At 70.8% G+C, this 16,244-nt stretch carries 17 protein-coding genes; 7 read left to right on the forward strand and 10 right to left on the reverse strand.

Going from position 1 to position 16,244, the window contains the following annotated elements; genetic code table 11:
* Positions 1–4: 4 nt before the first annotated feature.
* Positions 5–874, reverse strand: coding sequence for an LLM class flavin-dependent oxidoreductase (locus ACFVTX_RS02050; RefSeq protein ID WP_386897598.1), 870 nt, complete (start codon positions 872–874; stop codon positions 5–7).
* A gap of 120 nt (positions 875–994) precedes the next feature.
* Here ACFVTX_RS02050 and ACFVTX_RS02055 point away from each other — a divergent pair, with 120 nt between their 5' ends.
* On the forward strand, positions 995–1,675 hold the full coding sequence (locus tag ACFVTX_RS02055) for a heme oxygenase (biliverdin-producing) (protein WP_386897600.1): 681 nt from the start codon (positions 995–997) through the stop codon (positions 1,673–1,675).
* Between the two features lie 170 nt (positions 1,676–1,845).
* The gene (locus tag ACFVTX_RS02060) at positions 1,846–2,613 is read left to right on the forward strand and encodes a DedA family protein (RefSeq protein WP_386897602.1); all 768 of its coding nucleotides are present in this window, start codon (positions 1,846–1,848) and stop codon (positions 2,611–2,613) included.
* Positions 2,614–2,708: 95 nt separating this feature from the next.
* Here ACFVTX_RS02060 and ACFVTX_RS02065 read toward each other — a convergent pair whose 3' ends face one another.
* From ACFVTX_RS02065 to murI, 5 genes are all read right to left on the reverse strand, one after another.
* On the reverse strand, positions 2,709–3,053 hold the full coding sequence (locus ACFVTX_RS02065) for a hypothetical protein (RefSeq protein WP_386897603.1): 345 nt from the start codon (positions 3,051–3,053) through the stop codon (positions 2,709–2,711).
* 233 nt (positions 3,054–3,286) lie between these two features.
* The gene (locus ACFVTX_RS02070; protein WP_386897605.1) at positions 3,287–4,213 is read right to left on the reverse strand and encodes a cation diffusion facilitator family transporter; all 927 of its coding nucleotides are present in this window, start codon (positions 4,211–4,213) and stop codon (positions 3,287–3,289) included.
* 152 nt (positions 4,214–4,365) lie between these two features.
* Positions 4,366–5,025 (reverse strand): RdgB/HAM1 family non-canonical purine NTP pyrophosphatase, encoded by a 660-nt coding sequence (rdgB, locus tag ACFVTX_RS02075; RefSeq protein WP_386897607.1) that lies wholly within the window; start codon positions 5,023–5,025, stop codon positions 4,366–4,368.
* Positions 5,026–5,027: 2 nt separating this feature from the next.
* The gene (gene rph, locus ACFVTX_RS02080) at positions 5,028–5,795 is read right to left on the reverse strand and encodes a ribonuclease PH (protein WP_386897609.1); all 768 of its coding nucleotides are present in this window, start codon (positions 5,793–5,795) and stop codon (positions 5,028–5,030) included.
* Positions 5,792–6,637 carry a glutamate racemase gene (gene murI, locus ACFVTX_RS02085; RefSeq protein ID WP_386897611.1) on the reverse strand — a complete coding sequence of 282 codons (846 nt, stop codon included), beginning with the start codon at positions 6,635–6,637 and terminating at the stop codon, positions 5,792–5,794. The genes rph and murI overlap by 4 nt, the downstream gene beginning before the upstream one ends.
* A gap of 82 nt (positions 6,638–6,719) precedes the next feature.
* Between murI and ACFVTX_RS02090 the strand changes: the two genes are divergently transcribed.
* Positions 6,720–8,039 (forward strand): nicotinate phosphoribosyltransferase, encoded by a 1,320-nt coding sequence (locus tag ACFVTX_RS02090; RefSeq protein ID WP_386897613.1) that lies wholly within the window; start codon positions 6,720–6,722, stop codon positions 8,037–8,039.
* Positions 8,040–8,067: 28 nt separating this feature from the next.
* Here the strand turns inward: ACFVTX_RS02090 and ACFVTX_RS02095 are convergent, their stop codons facing one another.
* The 3 genes from ACFVTX_RS02095 to ACFVTX_RS02105 all read right to left on the reverse strand — a co-directional run bounded on the left by ACFVTX_RS02095 (position 8,068) and on the right by ACFVTX_RS02105 (position 11,593).
* Positions 8,068–8,355 carry a DUF3039 domain-containing protein gene (locus ACFVTX_RS02095; protein WP_386897614.1) on the reverse strand — a complete coding sequence of 96 codons (288 nt, stop codon included), beginning with the start codon at positions 8,353–8,355 and terminating at the stop codon, positions 8,068–8,070.
* Between the two features lie 92 nt (positions 8,356–8,447).
* Positions 8,448–10,022, reverse strand: coding sequence for a hypothetical protein (locus ACFVTX_RS02100; protein WP_386897615.1), 1,575 nt, complete (start codon positions 10,020–10,022; stop codon positions 8,448–8,450).
* Positions 9,998–11,593: an ABC transporter ATP-binding protein gene (locus tag ACFVTX_RS02105; protein WP_386897616.1), complete on the reverse strand. Its 1,596-nt coding sequence runs from the start codon at positions 11,591–11,593 to the stop codon at positions 9,998–10,000. Before ACFVTX_RS02105 ends, ACFVTX_RS02100 begins: the two co-directional genes overlap by 25 nt.
* 452 nt (positions 11,594–12,045) lie before the next feature.
* On the opposite strand from ACFVTX_RS02105, the gene ACFVTX_RS02110 reads away from it, so the two are divergent.
* Positions 12,046–12,738: an NTP transferase domain-containing protein gene (locus tag ACFVTX_RS02110; protein WP_386897618.1), complete on the forward strand. Its 693-nt coding sequence runs from the start codon at positions 12,046–12,048 to the stop codon at positions 12,736–12,738.
* A 91-nt stretch (positions 12,739–12,829) separates the two neighbouring features.
* Here ACFVTX_RS02110 and ACFVTX_RS02115 read toward each other — a convergent pair whose 3' ends face one another.
* The gene (locus ACFVTX_RS02115) at positions 12,830–13,369 is read right to left on the reverse strand and encodes an ECF transporter S component (RefSeq protein ID WP_386897619.1); all 540 of its coding nucleotides are present in this window, start codon (positions 13,367–13,369) and stop codon (positions 12,830–12,832) included.
* A 92-nt stretch (positions 13,370–13,461) separates the two neighbouring features.
* Here ACFVTX_RS02115 and ACFVTX_RS02120 point away from each other — a divergent pair, with 92 nt between their 5' ends.
* The 3 genes from ACFVTX_RS02120 to ACFVTX_RS02130 all read left to right on the forward strand — a co-directional run bounded on the left by ACFVTX_RS02120 (position 13,462) and on the right by ACFVTX_RS02130 (position 16,163).
* A complete protein-coding gene (locus ACFVTX_RS02120) occupies positions 13,462–14,274 on the forward strand; it encodes an ABC transporter permease (RefSeq protein WP_386898727.1) in 813 nt (270 codons plus the stop codon).
* A complete protein-coding gene (locus ACFVTX_RS02125; RefSeq protein ID WP_386897620.1) occupies positions 14,274–15,059 on the forward strand; it encodes an ABC transporter ATP-binding protein in 786 nt (261 codons plus the stop codon). Before ACFVTX_RS02120 ends, ACFVTX_RS02125 begins: the two co-directional genes overlap by 1 nt.
* 117 nt (positions 15,060–15,176) lie before the next feature.
* Positions 15,177–16,163, forward strand: a complete 987-nt coding sequence (locus ACFVTX_RS02130) for a hypothetical protein (protein WP_386897621.1) — start codon at positions 15,177–15,179, stop codon at positions 16,161–16,163.
* The last annotated feature ends 81 nt before the right edge of the window (positions 16,164–16,244 follow it).

A 16,244-nucleotide genomic window follows, 5' to 3' on the forward strand; every position in this document is an offset into this window, starting at 1 on the left:
GATCTCAGTCGATGCGCGGCGGCCCCGCCGCCACCCGTTCGCGCGCGTACTGCTCGACGCGCTCGCCGGGCACCGACCAGTCGGTGTCGAGCCACCACGTCGCACCGGCTTCGGCCCACGGACGCACCACTGCGGCGTCGGCGACCGGGTCGACTCCCGCCGTCGTGCCCTCCTGCACCCAGTCGAACGGCTGGTCGGCGACGCCGACCCGCTCGCGCTCGGCATGGAGCCACGCCATCGCCTCGGCGCCGATCTCGGGCCTGAAGAACTCGCGCTGCGCGTCGGGGTCGACCGCTCCCCCGCCGGGCGGGGCGAAGTTCGGCAGCCAGCCGTCGAGCCGCGCGACGCGACGCATCGACTTCGGCCGCGGCCAGACCCCGACCGCCCAGATCGGGATGCGCGACTGCACGGGCGCCGGCGGCAGCATCGTCTCGGTGCGCCGCACCGTGTAGTGCTCGCCCTCGTGTTCGAACGGTTCGCCGCGCCAGAGCTGCGGCAGCAGTTCGAGCGATTCGTCGAGCATCTCGGCACGGACCCGCCGACCGGGGTCGTGCTCGAAGATCCAGAAGCGGTCTTCGACGTCTTCGGGCACGCCGAGCCCGGCCGAGAGCACCACTCGCCCGCCCGAGAGCCGGTCGACCGTCATCGTCTGGCCGGCGAGCTCCCACGGGCGGCGGCGCGGAACCGGGGTGAGCATCGTGCCGAGCCTGATCTGCGAGGTCCGCATCGCCGCCGCGGCGAGCACCGACCACGGGTCGGTCGCCCAGACGCCCTCCCACACGAAGAAGCCGTGCCAGCCGTGCCGCTCGGCGAGTTCGGCCAGCTCGACCGCGACGACGGGGTCGCTGCCCGGGTAGATGAATCCGTAGCGCATGCGGCGAGGTTACGCCGCGCGTCCGACATCGGCGCTGCGGACGATCCCGTGATGCAAAGCCGAGCCACGCACGGTAAGGTAAGCCTAAGTTTCCCTGCCGTCACCACCCGAAGGGCCGACATGTCGACCGTCTCCCCTGTCGCCGCCGCGACCAGCACCTCGTCGAGCACCGCATCGAACGACGAGCCCCTCGACGTCGCCGCCCTCGTGCGCGCGGCCTCGGCCGACGACCACAAGGCCACCGAGTCGCGCGGCTTCATCACCGAGCTCATGGGCGGCAAGCTCTCGCTCGACGACTACACCCGCTACCTCGCGCAGTTCGCGTGGGTCTACGAGGCGCTCGAGGCACGTGGCATCCGCGAGGGCGACCCGATCGTCTTCGACCCCGAGCTCGCCCGCCTCGCGGCCATCGAGTCCGACCTCGCGGCGCTCGGCGCCGCCGACTGGCGCGAGACGCACCCGGCACTGCCCGCCACCGCCGAGTACGCGGCGCACCTGCGCAGCCTCGCCGACGACGACGTGCGCTACCTCGCGCACCACTACACCCGCTACCTCGGCGACCTCTCGGGCGGCCAGGCGATCGCCCGCCTCGTCGCGCGCCACTACGGCGCGACGCCCGAGCAGCTCGCGTTCTACCACTTCGACATCGCCGCAGAAGAGGGCGTCGTGCGCTACAAGCGCGGCTACCGCGAGGCGATGAACGCGCTCGCGCTCGAGCCCGAGCAGGTCGACGCGCTCATCTCCGAGGTGCGCAACTCGTTCCGCCTGAACGGCGCGATCTTCGACGCGCTCGCGGCCTGATCGGTCGTCACGTCGAGCGAAGCCCTCACCCCACGGGGTGAGGGCTTCGTCATCCTGCAGACGGATGCCGCGCCGCGAAGCCGCTGGGTAGACTGCAACGACACCCCGCCGCCTCCCGATCGCGCTGCGTCCGACGACGCGGCTCGGTCCGACGACTGGAGCCACCGCACATGGTCCATACCGCGCTCATCCCCTGGCTCGACCCCGAGACGATCATCGCCGGGGCCGGCCCATGGGCGCTGCTCGTCGTGTGCGGCATCGTGTTCGCCGAGACGGGCCTGCTCGTCGGCTTCCTGCTGCCGGGCGACACGCTGCTCGTCATCTCGGGCCTGCTCTCGCACCCGCTGCCCGGATCGCCCGACGGCGTCTTCGGCATCTCGGTGTGGTGGGTGGCGCTGCTCATCGGCCTCGCGGCCTTCCTCGGCGGTGAAGCCGGGTACTACATCGGCCACAAGGCGGGCCCTGCGATCTTCGAGCGAAAAGAGTCGGGGCTGTTCAGCGTCAAGAACGTCGAACGCACCAACGCCTTCTTCGATCGTTTCGGCGGCCTCACGATCATCCTCGCCCGCTTCGTACCGATCGTGCGCACCTTCGCCCCCGTCGCCGCAGGCGTGGGCCACATGCACAAGGGCAAGTACACCCTCTACAACTTCATCGGCGCGGTGCTCTGGGGCTTCGGTCTCACGATGTTCGGCTATGCGATCGGGTTCATCCCGTTCATCGCCGACCTCGTGAAGGAGTACATCGACCTCATCCTGCTCGCCGCCGTCGGCGGCACGGCGCTCGTCACGCTGTGGCACTACCTCAGCGAGCGCCACAAGGCGAAGAAGGCCGCCGCCGCGGGCGAAGACGTCATCACCGACGAGGCCGAGGCCGAGCAGCTCGTGCTCGACGCCGAGGTGTTCGAGCGCGGCCCCAAGCACGACGACCAGAACTGACGTTCACGATTCAGGATGCCCCGGGGCCGCCGCGTGCGGCCCCGGGGCATTCTTCGTCTCGGGCGCCGGCGCTCCACCGACTCCGACAGCCGGAGCTAGACCTCGTCGACGTCGGACAGGTCCTCGACACCGCTCGGAGTCGTCCCCTCGAAGAGCACCCCGATTCCGTACGGGTCCGCCATCTCGAGCCGCGACTCCGCGAATCGGAGCATCCAGCTCCCATCGGCCCAGATCACCGCCTCGGGTTCACCGAAGGGCGGTTCAGCTCCCTGCAGACCCAGGAGTTCGGCTTCGCTCAGCCCGAACTGCGGTTCATCGAGGCGCTGCTGCAGATACCCGGCGGCGACCTCGGTGAACTCGTCGAATCGGTCCGCCACGACCGCGGCGAGCTGCAACACGCTCTCCCCGGGCGGGGCAGCCGGGTCGATGACGATGCTCACCGCTCGAGGGCCGTCTGCGGAATCGACGCTCGCCGTCCAGCAGGCGATCGAATCGGGCGAGTCGATGCGAGTGAACGAGGTTCCGGCGAGGTCCAGAGAGGGAGGGATGTCGGGCACCGACCCAGTCAATCACCAACGGGAACGAGTGGATGGATCCATCGGCGGGTGGCCGAGAGGCGGTGTCTCCGACGGAACATCGGGCCGACACGGTCCGCATTCCATCGGGACACGTCCTAGCAGTGCGAGCCCTGCTCCTGTTCGGCGCGGCCGCCGGGCTCGAGCTGGAAGGTCGAGTGCGCGACGTCGAAGTGCTCGCTGAGGCATCCGCCGAGCTCGTCGAGCAGCGCGCCCGTGCGGCCCGTCTCGAAGACCTCGGGCTCGACCTCGACGTGCGCGGTGAACACCGGCTGACCCGAGGTGATCTGCCACACGTGCACGTCGTGCACGGCGACCACTCCGGGGGTGCGCAGGATGTGCTCGCGGATCTCCGCGACATCCGTCTCGGCGGGCGCGCCCTCGCTGAGCACCCTGACGACGTCACGCAGCAGCGACAGCGCGCGCGGCACGATGAGCACCGCGATGCCGAGCGAGGCGATGGGGTCGGCGGCGCTCCACCCGGTGAAGATGATCACGATCGCGGCGACGATGACGAGTGCCGAACCGATCGTGTCGCCGAGCACCTCGAGGTAGGCGCCGCGCAGGTTGATCGAGTCCTTCGCACCGCCGCGCAGCACGAGCATCGCGGCGATGTTCGCTGCGAGCCCCACGAGGGCGATGACGAGCATCATGCCGCCCTGCACCTCGTGCGCCTCGCCCTCGGCGCCGCTGATGAGCCGGCCGATCGCTCCGATCGTCACGCTCACGGCCACGACGATGAGGATCACGCCGTTGATGAGCGCCCCGAACACCTCCGCCCGGCGGAACCCGTAGGTCTGCCGGTCGGTCGCCGGCCGGGCCGCGACGAACGCGGCGACGAGCGCGACCACGAGGCCGATGAGATCGCTCGCCATGTGCCCGGCATCGGCGAGCAGCGCGAGCGACCCGCTCAGGAGCCCGCCGACCACCTGCACGATGACGAACGCACCGATGATCGCGATCGCGACCCAGAGTCGGGTGCGGTTCGCGGTCGCCGCGTGGTCGTGTGAGTGATCGTGCGCCATGTCCCTTCCAGCGTAGGTCGGGTTCACGGTGCTCTGGGGCCATTCGGCCCAATCAGGAATGAGTCGCGTTCTCAGTCACGCGGCAGGCCGTTCCGCACCGCGCTCACACAGCCGGAATGAGTCGCGTTCTCAGTCGCGACGGGGCGAACCGCTCAGTCGCGCGCGGCGACGCGGGCCGCGACCCGCTCGAGCTCGGGAATGAGCGCCTCGAATGCGCGCGCCCGGTGGCTGATCGCGTTCTTCTGCTCGGGCAGCAGCTCGGCCGCGGTGATCTCGTGCCCCTCGGGTTCGAACACGGGGTCGTAGCCGAACCCGTGCGAGCCGCGCGGTTCGTAGGTCACGGCACCGCGCCACAGGCCCTCTGCGACGAACTCGGATGCCACGGCGTCCGCGTCACCCGCGTCGCCGGTGAGCCCCGCCGGCACGACGAGCGCGATCGTGCAGTGGAACGCCGCACCGCGGTTCGGCCGCCGCACGTCGCCGAGCTGCGCGAGCAGCAGCTTCACGTTCTCGACGTCGCCCGCCGAGTGGCCCGCCCAGCGCGCCGAGAAGATGCCGGGGGCGCCGCCCATGACGTCGACCGCGATGCCCGAGTCGTCGGCGAGCGCGATGCGCCCGGTGTGCGCGGCGGCCGCGCGCGCCTTGATGAGTGCGTTCGCGGCGAAGCTCGTGCCGTCTTCGACGGGCGAGGGCCCGTCGTACGGCAGCACGGTGAGGCCAGGCATCCGCTCGCCCAGGATGCGCTGGAACTCGGCGACCTTGTGCGCGTTGTGGGTGGCGAGCACGACCTCGAGGGGGCGGGGCTCGGCCACGCTCACTCCCCCGCCTCGAGCGACGCGGCGAGCGCGGCGCGCTGCAGCTCGGTGAGGGACGCGGTGCCGGCGAGCGCGAGGTCGAGCAGCGAGTCGAGCTCGCGACGGTCGAACGGCGCGCCCTCCGCGGTGCCCTGCACCTCGACGAAGAGGCCCCGGCCGGTGGCGACGACGTTCATGTCGGTCTCGGCGCGCACGTCCTCGGTGTAGGCGAGGTCGAGCATGGGGGTGCCGTCGATGATGCCGACGGACACGGCCGAGACGGTGTCGATGAGCGGCGTCGCGCGCTGCGCGATGAACTTCTGTCCGCGCGCCCACTCGATGGCGTCGGCCATGGCCACGTACGCGCCCGTGATCGCCGCGGTGCGGGTACCGCCGTCGGCCTGCAGCACGTCGCAGTCGATCTGCAGCGTGTTCTCGCCGAGCGCCTTCATGTCGACGACGGCGCGGAGGCTGCGGCCGATGAGCCGGCTGATCTCGTGCGTGCGGCCGCCGATGCGGCCCTTCACGCTCTCACGGTCGTTGCGCGTGTTCGTCGCACGGGGCAGCATCGCGTACTCGGCGGTGACCCAGCCCTTGCCCTTGCCGTTCAGCCAGCGGGGCACGCCGTTCGTGAAGCTCGCCGTGCACAGCACCTTCGTGCCGCCGAAGGAGATGAGCGCGCTGCCTTCGGCGTGCGCGCTCCAGCCGCGTTCGATGGTCACTTCGCGCAGCTGGTCGGGGGTGCGCCCGTCGGCGCGCACGATCGCAGGGGCGGATGCCTCGGTCATAGGTTCTCCTGTCGAAGCTGTTCTCGGTCTGGGATGGTGACCGCTCCCGTCTGCACGAGCTCGACGCTCGGGATCTCGGGGGCGATGAGTCGGTGGGCGAGGTCGAGGAACGCGCTCGTCGACTGCCCGGTGGCCTCGTAGCGGTAGCTCGGCGGCTCGGGCGCACGGCGCTCGATGCCGCCGCTCACGAGCACGCGGTACACGTCGTTCGCGGTCTCGACGTCGCTCGAGACGAGGGTGACGTCCTCGCCCATGACGTACGAGATCGCGCCCTTGAGGAACGGATAGTGCGTGCAGCCCAGCACGAGGGTGTCGATGTCGGCGCGGCGCAGCGGCGCCAGGTACTCCTCGGCGACGGCGAGCAGTTCGTCGCCCGTCGTGACGCCCGCCTCGACGAACTCGACGAATCGCGGGCACGCCTGCGAGAACAGCTCGAGGTGCGGGGCCGCCGCGAAGGCGTCGTCGTAGGCGCGCGAGGAGATCGTGCCCTGGGTGCCGATCACGCCGACCCGCCCCGTCTTCGTCGCGGCGACCGCACGGCGCACCGCCGGCTGGATCACCTCGACGACGGGCACGTCGTAGCGTTCGCGGGCGTCGCGCAGCATCGCCGCCGACGCGGTGTTGCAGGCGATGACGAGCATCTTGACGCCCTGCGCGACGAGGTCGTCGAGGACGGCGAGCGCGTAGCCGCGCACGTCGGCGATCTTCTTCGGCCCGTAGGGCGAGTGCTCGAGATCGCCGATGTAGAGGATCGACTCGTTCGGCAGCTGGTCTTTGACGGCGCGGGCCACGGTGAGTCCACCGACACCCGAGTCGAAGATTCCGATCGGTGCATCCGTCACGAGGATCAAGCTTAGGCGAGTCGAGGCTCACGCGGCGCGGCCCGCCCGCCCTCGCCGTCGACGCCCCAGTAGGCTCTGATGCGTGACCGGCTCAGCTGCCCTCTTCACCGACCGCTACGAACTCACGATGGTCGATGCCGCCCTCCTCGACGGCACCGCCCACCGCGAGAGCCTCTTCGAGGCCTTCGCGAGACGCCTGCCCGACGGGCGACGCTACGGCGTCGTCGCGGGCACCGGGCGCCTCCTCGAGCTCGTGCAGCGGTTCCGCTTCGACGACCCCGAGCTCGAGTGGTTGCGCGAGCACGAGGTCGTGCGCCCCGCGACCATCGACTGGCTCGCCGACTACCGCTTCACCGGCGACATCTGGGGGTATCGCGAGGGCGAGGCGTACTTCCCGGGTTCGCCGCTGCTCACCATCCAGGCGAGCTTCGCCGAGGCCGTCATGCTCGAGACGATCGTGCTCTCGACCCTCAACTACGACTCCTCCGTCGCGAGCGCCGCGGCGCGCATGGTCTCGGTCGCGCTCGGCCGACCGATCTCCGAGATGGGGTCGCGCCGCACGAGCGAGCGTGCGGCGATCGCCGCCGCCCGTGCCGCGTACATCGCGGGCTTCGACGCCACCTCGAACCTCGAGGCGGGGCGCACCTGGGGCATCCCGACGATGGGCACCGCCGCCCACGCCTTCACCCTCCTGCACGACACCGAAGAGGGCGCGTTCCGCGCGCAGGTCGAGGCGTTCGGCCCGAAGACGACGCTGCTCGTCGACACCTACGACATCCACCGCGGGGTCGAACTCGCGGTCAAGGTCGCCGGGCCCGAGCTCGGCGCCGTTCGCATCGACTCGGGCGACCTGCCGACCGTGGTCGCCGCGGTGCGCGAGCAGCTCGACGGGCTCGGCGCCGTCGACACGAAGATCACCGTCACGAGCGACCTCGACGAGTTCACCATCGCAGGCCTCTCGGGCGCCCCCGTCGACGGCTACGGCGTCGGTACGGCCGTCGTCACCGGCTCGGGGTTCCCCGCCGCCGGCATGGTCTACAAGCTCGTCGCCCGACGCGACGACGCCGGCGAGTGGATCCCCGTCGCCAAGGCCTCCACGCAGAAGGCGAGCGTCGGCGGGCGCAAGAACGCGGCCCGCCGTCTCGACGGCACCCGCACCGCACGCGAAGAGCTCGTGTTCGTCGGTGACGGCCCCGACGGCGAGGCCGAGTTCGACGCCGACGACCAGCTGCGCCCGCTCATGGTGCAGCTCGTCTCGAACGGCGAGGTCGACCCGGCGTTCCTCGGCGCCGAAGGCACCACGGCAGCGCGGGCGCACCGCGCCGAGGTGATGCAGGAGCTGCCGATCGAGGCGTTCCGGCTCGGCCGCGGCGAGCCGGTCATCCCGACCAGCTACCGCTGAGCCGCCGGCGACCGCCCGTGCGGGCCGGCTAGGCCGACTTCATCTTCTCGTAGATCTCTTTGCAGCTCGGGCAGACCGGGAACTTCTCGGGATCGCGACCCGGGGTCCACTTCTTGCCGCACAGCGCCTTCACGGGCTTGCCGGTGAGCGCCGACTCGAGGATCTTGTCCTTCTGCACGTAGTGCGAGAAGCGCTCGTGGTCGCCCGGCTCGATCGCCTCTTCGTTGAGGAGCTTCTCGAGTTCGCGGTCGAGGACGTCGGTGCCGCCGCCGGGCTGTCCGGGGTCGGCGATGCTCGCGCGCACGGTGTGGATCATGCGCTCGATTCTACGCGTGGATGCCACGACCGCGCCCCGCACGGCCGCTCGGCGACCCGGCGGCGCGGTTGCCGGCACGATCGCGCGGCGGCTCAGGCGCGGATCGCGGCCGCGATCATCTCGGGCCCGCGGGCGTCGAACACGCGCCCGCCCCACCAGACGCCGACAGCGAGCACAAGGATTCCGAGCCCGACACCCGAGCCCAGGGCCGCCGCGTGCCAGCTCGGGTCGACGAGGATCCCGAGCGTGGCGAAGAACGCCGCGGGCGCCGCGACGAGCACGGAGGCGAGCATCGTGAGCGACTGCACGAGCGCCGTGATGCCGCCCGTCGACTGCGGCTGCTGGAAGGGGCTGTCGCCGGGCTTCACCGAGGGGTACGGGAACCGCGCGGACGTGACCGAGCCGACGCCGAGGCCCGCGAGCAGCAGCGCCGTGCTCACGCCGAGGAGCGACGGCAGCAGGCGCCAGTCGTTGAGCACGAACACGGTGAGGGCGCTGCCGAGCCCGATCACGAGCACGCCGGCGACGAGCACCGGAACGAGACGCCCGAGGCGGTCGGCGCTGCCGCGCACGCCCGAGGTGATGTGCAGCCAGATCGCGGTCGAGTCGGCGGAGGTGTCGTTGTGCAGGCTCCACCCGAGGAAGAGGCACACGAGCGGCACCGGCACGAGCCAGAGGTACTCCATCGGCACGCCGGCGACGCCGAGCGGCACCATCACGAGGACGGGAACGATCGGCACCATGACGATCGACACCCAGTAGCGCGCGTCGCGGAACCAGTAGGTGAAGCTGCGAGCGGCGACCACGCCGGTGGCGTTGTGCGGCATGCGGTCGAACCAGCCGAGCCCGCGGTAGCTCTTCGCCGACGCCTCGCGGCCGGGCGTGACGAGCATCTTCGCGACGAGCGCCTGCCACGCGAGCCAGATCGCTCCGAGCGTCGCGACCGCGATGAGCAGTTCGAGGATCGCCGGGCCCCATGCGCCGGCCGAGGCATCGCCGGGCACGGCGAAGGCGGCGCCGAACGGCGTCCATCCGAGGACCCCGGCGAGCACCTCGAGGATGTCACGCCCCGAGTTCGCCCAGTCGAGCGTGACGAGCACCACGATGATGGGCGACAGCATGACGATGAGGAGCAGCCCGATGACGCCCATCAGCTCGCGCGAACGCCGCGTCGAGAGGAGGAACGACGCGAGCGCGGTCGTGACCCGGGCGAGCAGCAGGCACGTCGCGAAGGCGAGCGCCGCGGAGATGAGGGCGAGGAGCGTCTCGGCGACCCCGCGCGACCAGGTGACGACCGTGCCGAGGAGGATGATGCCGAGGACGAGGGCCGGGATGCCGACGAGCCCCGCGACCGCGAGGCTCAGGGCCAGGGTGCGATCGGGCAGGGCGAAGAAGGCGAACTTGCGCGGATCCATCGTGTCGTCGGTGCCGAACACGAGCGGGAAGACGATGAAGCCGAGCACGGTCGCCGCCCCGGCCACCACGAGGATGTCGCGGATGGGTTCGACGTCGTCGACGAAGCGCAGCCCGACCAGCGAGAAGAACAGCAGCGCAGCGAGCCCGAGCCCGTAGACGAGGCCGAGCACGATGCCGACCACTTGCCAGGTGCTGCGGCGGAAGATGTTCGCCAGCAGGCGCAGTTTCAGTCGGAGAAACTGTGCAACCATTCCATGCCTTCCGCTGCCTTGCGTCCGCCCGCGAGCTCGACGAATCGGTCTTCGAGGGTCTGACCCGCACGCACCTCGTCGAGGCTGCCCGCCGCGAGCACCCGGCCCGCGACGATGATCGCGGCCGAGTCGCAGACGCGCTCGATCAGGTCCATGCCGTGGCTCGACAGCACGACGGTGCCGCCGCCGGCGACGTAGCGCTCGAGGATCTCGGTGAGGTTCGCCGCCGACACCGGGTCGACCGACTCGAACGGCTCATCGAGCACGAGCAGGCGCGGCGAGTGGATCATGGCGCAGGCGAGTGCGATCTTCTTCGTCATGCCGGCCGAGTAGTCGGCGACGAGGCGGTCGACGGCGTCGTCGAGGCCGAAGGCCGCGATGAGGTCGCCGCTGCGCTCGCGCACGGTGCGGTCGTCGAGCCCGCGCAGCACGCCCGAGTAGTAGAGGAGCTGCGCACCCGTCAGCCGGTCGAAGAGCCGCAGCCGGTCGGGCAGGACCCCGGTCGCGCGCTTCGCGGCGTGCGGGTCGGCCCACGCGTCGATGCCGTGGATGCGCACGGTGCCAGAGTCGGGGCGGAGGAGGCCGGTGACCATGGAGAGCGTCGTCGTCTTGCCGGCGCCGTTCGGCCCGACGATGCCGAAGAACGAGCCTGCGCGCACGTCGAGGCTGATGCCGTCGACGGCGGTGTTCTCGCCGAACCGCTTGATGAGCCCGGTGATCGAGAGGACGTTCGGCGTGCCCTCGGGCGGCGCCGGCCGGGCGACGCGCAGCGTGCGCTTCTTGCGCGGTGCGGCGTTCTTCTTCGCGGGGATCACCGCGACCGACTGCGCCGCGATGAGCGGCGCGGAGGTCTCGGTGATCTCTGCGTCGGCGAGGGGCTCGGCCTCCACGACGGGCTCGGCCTCCACGACTGGCTCGGGTTCTGCGACTGGCTCGGCTTCTGCGACCGTCTGGGCCTCCACGACCGGCTCAGGCTCGGCGGCCGGCTCTGCCTCTGCGACCGTCTCCGGCTCGGCGACGACCGAGACCTCGCGCGTGTCGGCAGCGGCCAGGGCGGCCTCGCTCGCCGCGACGGCCGCGACCGCGGCCCGCACCTCGGCGACGGGCGTACGACGCTCGGTCGTCATCTCGAGGTCGTCGTCGATCCCGTAGTCGTCGTCGTGCCCGGCGACGACGGGCGGGTCGTTCGCGATCGCGGGCATCGTCAGGTCGCTCGGCCGGCGGGGAGCCCGCTCGGCCGCGGTGGTCTCGGTCGTGACGGCGGCGGCGACGCGCTGCTGCGCCTGGCGCTGCGCACTGGCCGCGGCGGCCGCTCGGCTGCGGACGCCCGCGGTGCTCGCGGTGCTCCGTGCGGCGGAGTCGCGCGGCGTGCGTGCGGACTTCGCCCCGGTTCCGCGGGCGGCGCTCGCGGCCGTGGAGGCCGCGTTCGAGGCGCCCGTCCGCTTCGAGTCGACGCTCGCGGCGACCTCGCCCTCCGCGGCGGCGGCAGCGGCCGCCTTGTTCGCCTTGCGGGTCGCGGCGGCCTTCTTGGCCGCGGCCGAGCGCGCCGCCGAACGTTCGGCGGGGGTCATCGTCTTCGCGGCGGACTTGCCGCCGGTCTTCGCAGCGGCCGTGCCCGCTTTCGCGCTCGCGCCGCGTGCGCTCGCCGTGCGAGCGCTCGACGCATCACCGCCGGTCGCACCCGGTTCGGTTTCGCTCTTTCGAGGCGCCCCCGCACCGGTGTCTTCGCCAGCTTCGTCGTCGTGATCAGAGCGCGAAACAGAAGTCACCCAGCCAACCTACCAACGACGGCCCGCCGAGCGCGCCTTGGAGCTCGATCAGTCTGACTGTGGATTCCCTGTGCGTCATATCACGATCCCACTACGACACCACCTCTCGAATGGCGGGCCGAGAGGGCCCCCGGATACTCTGGGATGCGGCATAACGGCGTGTCCACATGTGAACTTCCGGATGAACTCCGGGCGAACTCCGCGCTGCGGGGGCGTCCGGTGGGGGCATCCGACCCACCGAAGGAGATGCAGTAGTGACCACCCAGATCGTGATTCTCGCGGCCGGCATGGGAAGCCGGCTCGGCCGATCCCTCCCCAAGCCGCTGACCGAGCTCAGCGACGGGCGTACCATCATGCGCCAGCAGTTCGACAACGTCGAGCACGCGTTCGGCAAGAACGTCGACGTGACGATCGTCGTCGGCTACAAGCTCGAGCACATCATCGAGGCGTTCCCGCAGGCGTCGTTCGTCTACAACGAGGAGTACGACCAGACGAACACGTCGAAGTCGCTCATGCGCGCCCTCGCGGCCTCGCAGCAGGGCGGCGTGCTGTGGATGAACGGCGACGTCGTCTTCGACCCCGCCATCCTCGACCGGGCGCTCCCGCTCATCGCACGCGACCAGTCGTTCGTCACCGTCAACACGGCGAAGGTCTCCGACGAAGAGGTGAAGTACACGACGAGCGCCGAGGGCTACATCAAGGCGCTCTCGAAGACCGTCCGCGGCGGGCTCGGCGAGGCCGTCGGCATCAACTACATCTCGAGCCGCGACAAGGCGACGTTCCTCGCCCACCTGCAGCGCGTCGGCGACCAGGACTACTTCGAGCGCGGCCTCGAGCTCGCGATCGAGCAGAACGGCCTCCTCGTCGAGCCGATGGACGTCTCCGACCTCTACGCGGTCGAGATCGACTTCGCCGAAGACCTGGAGCGCGCGAACCACTTCGTGTGACCTGCTCCACACACAGCGCAAGACACGAAGGGCGGATGCCGGAGGCATCCGCCCTTCGTCATGCCCGGCCGCGACCGCGGCGGGCGTGCGCTCAGCGCAGGCTGCGCGCGACGCCCGCCCGCGACAGCGAGGCGGCGATGACGCGGCCGAGCCAGGTGAACAGGACGGGGCTCAGCGCGAACATCGCGAGGTAGATCGCCCAGAACCAGGGGGCGTAGTGCTCGGGGCCGAGGGCGATGAACGTGCCCGCCGCGAGCACGAGGCCGGAGCCGCCGGCGGCCGCGTAGTACAGCCACGGCGACCAGTTCTTGTACCGGGTGAGGAAGAACGGCAGTTCGAGGAGCGCGCCGACGAGGAGGCCGGTGCCGAGGAAGCGGAGGATCCAGTGGGGGGCGAACGCCGCGCCGACGAGGCCCGCGATGAATCCGGTGAGGATGCCGACGCCCGGACGCTTCAACAGGGCCAGCGCGACCGCGCTCGGCAGGAAGTGCGTGCCGATCGTGATGCCGTAGAGCATGGGCGCGATGCCGGCGACGAGACCGGCGAAATAGCCGGAACCCGCCGCGACGAGACCGCCGCCGACGCCGATCGCGGCGCAGCTGAGGATGACACGGGTACTGGTGCGGTGCACGGCGCGCTCGGCTCCTTCGGGGTCGGGCTCGGCACGTCGCCACCCGTCTGCATCAAATCTACCCCGCCCGGGCATCTACGATGAGAGACGTGATGAGCACTGCATCGCTGTCGTACCGCGACGCGCATCCGCTGCAGCGGACGCCCTTCGCGCGGTACCGCCATGCGCTCTGGCTGCTCACCACCCGCGATCTCAAGGTCCGCTACTCGACCTCGGCGCTCGGCTACGTCTGGTCGGTGCTCGACCCGCTCGTCATGGCGGGCATCTACTGGTTCGTCTTCACGCAGGTCTTCAACAAGGGCGTCGGCCAGGACCCGTACATCGTGTTCCTGCTCACCGCGCTGCTGCCGTGGATGTGGTTCAACGGCGCCGTCTCCGACTCGACCCGCGCCTTCCTGAAGGACGCGAAGCTCGTGCGCTCGACGATGATCCCGCGCACGATCTGGGTGAACCGCATCGTGCTCTCGAAGGGCATCGAGTACCTCTTCGCCCTGCCCGTGCTCGCGCTCTTCGCGCTCCTGTTCCAGGCGCCGCTCAGCTGGCAGGTCGTGTTCTTCCCGCTCGCGGTGCTGCTGCAGGCGGTGCTCACGGCCGGCATCTGTCTCATCGTCGCGCCGCTCGTCGTGTTCTTCCGCGACCTCGAGCGGGCGGTGAAGCTCGTGCTCCGCTTCCTGTTCTACGCGACGCCCATCATCTACGCGACGACCGACCTCCCCGAGAACATGCAGTTCTGGGCGGCGTTCAACCCGCTGTCGGGCATCTTCTCGCTGTACCGGGCCGCGTTCTTCCCCGAGCAGCTGATCTGGTTCGAGGTGGGCGTCGCCGCGGCGATGTCGCTCGCGTTCCTCGCCCTCGGGCTCTGGGTCTTCCGTCTGTCCGAGCGACAGGTGCTGAAGGAGATCTGATGACCGAGGCATCCGTTCGCGACGACGTCGTCTCCCCCGGCGCCGATCGGTTCGCCATCCGCGTCGAGGGGCTCGGCGTGCGCTTCCGCCGCAATCGCCGCGGCCGGCGCTCCTTCAAGGACCTGCTCGCCGGGCGCCGCAGGCGCACCCGGCCCGGCGAGTTCTGGGCGCTGCGCGACGTGTCGTTCGACGTGCTCCCCGGCGAGGCGATCGGCGTGGTCGGCCGCAACGGCCAGGGCAAGTCGACGCTCCTGAAGCTCGTCGCGGGCGTCATGCTGCCCGACGAGGGCTCGGTGACCGTCGCGGGCGGAGTGGCCCCCCTCATCGAGATCACGGGCGGCTTCGTCGACGACCTCACCGTGCGCGACAACGTGTACCTCACGGCGGGCCTGCACGGCATGTCGCGGGCGCAGATCGATGCGCGATTCGACGACATCATCGACTTCGCCGAGATCGGCGACTTCCTCGACACGCCCTACAAGCACCTCTCGAGCGGCATGAAGGTGCGCATCGCGTTCGCCGTGATCTCGCAGCTCGAAGAGCCGATCATGCTCGTCGACGAGGTGCTCGCCGTCGGCGACAAGGCGTTCCGCGAGAAGTGCTACGCCCGCATCGACGAACTGCTCGACGGCGGCCGCACCCTCTTCTTCGTGTCGCACAACGAGCGCGACCTGCGCCGCTTCTGCACCCGCGGCCTCTACCTCGACAAGGGCGCCCTCGCACTCGACGGCCCCATCGACGAGGTCCTCGACCGCTACAACCGCGAGTACGGCACCGGAAAGTAGCCTCGCTGCGCGAGTGAACCCCGTTTCCGCGTTCGAGGTCGTAACGAATGAGCCTCACTCGCTGAATCGGGGTTCGGTCACGGGTGGCGCTCGGGGTGGGCCGCTTAGAATCGGCGCATGTCCGAGCGCGTGCACACGATCACCTCGATGCAAGGGGATGCCCCGCGCGAGGGCACCGGGCAACCAGGCGCCGGGCAACCGGGCGCCGCGCCCCGCGTCGACGAGGGCCGCGCCCACGGCGTCGAGCGCGCGATCGACCGCGCCCTCGCGATCCAGCGTCCGGTCGTCGTGGCGCATCTGCGCAGCATCCGCCGTCGCTCGCCGGGCGCGACCCCCGAGCAGCTGGTGCGCATCCTCGAACGCCGCTATCTCGCCGCGGTCACGACGGGCGGCGCGGCCGTCGGCGCGACCGCCGTCGTGCCGGGCATCGGCACCGGCGTCACCCTCGCCCTGTCGGGAGTGGAGACCGCCGGGTTCCTCGAGGCGACGGCGCTGTTCGCGCAGTCCGTCGCCGAGGTCCACGGCATCCACGTCGAGAACCCCGAACGCGCCCGCGCACTCGTGATGACGCTCATGCTCGGCCAGGAGGGCAGCGACCTCGTGCGCCAGTTCGCCGGCCAGGCGAGCGGTTCGGGCGTCGCCCGCAACGCCTATTGGGGCGAGCTCATCACGAACAGCCTGCCGAAGGCCGTCATGGGAACGGTCGTCGACCGCCTTCGCAAGGTGTTCATCAAGCAGTTCGCCGTGCGCGGTGGCGCGGGCATCATCGGCAAGGCGATCCCGTTCGGCATCGGCGCCGCGATCGGCGGCGTCGGCAACCACGTGCTCGGGCGGCGGGTGCTCACCCAGTCGCGGCTCGCCTTCGGCGCCGCTCCCCCGGTGCTGCCCGCCGAGCTCGAACCGCGCGGCGACGAGACCATGCTCACCTCGACGGGCAAGCGGCTCGTGCGCGGGGCAGGGCTCGTCGGCGGCGCCGTCGGCCGAGCCGCGAAGCGGCCCTTCCGCCGGCTCGCCGAGGCGCGCAGCGCTGCCGGCGAGGTCGGTGACGAGATCTCAGCAGCCGTCGTCGACGAGCCGGATGCCACGGGGCCGCAGCCTCACTGAGCGGGTCTCGGTGCACCAGTCCGTGGGTTGAGGAGCGCCCGACGAAGTCGGACGCGTGTCGATACCCCGCGACTCACCAGG

Source organism: Agromyces sp. NPDC058136, from assembly GCF_042884375.1.
Classification (GTDB): Bacteria; Actinomycetota; Actinomycetes; order Actinomycetales; family Microbacteriaceae; genus Agromyces.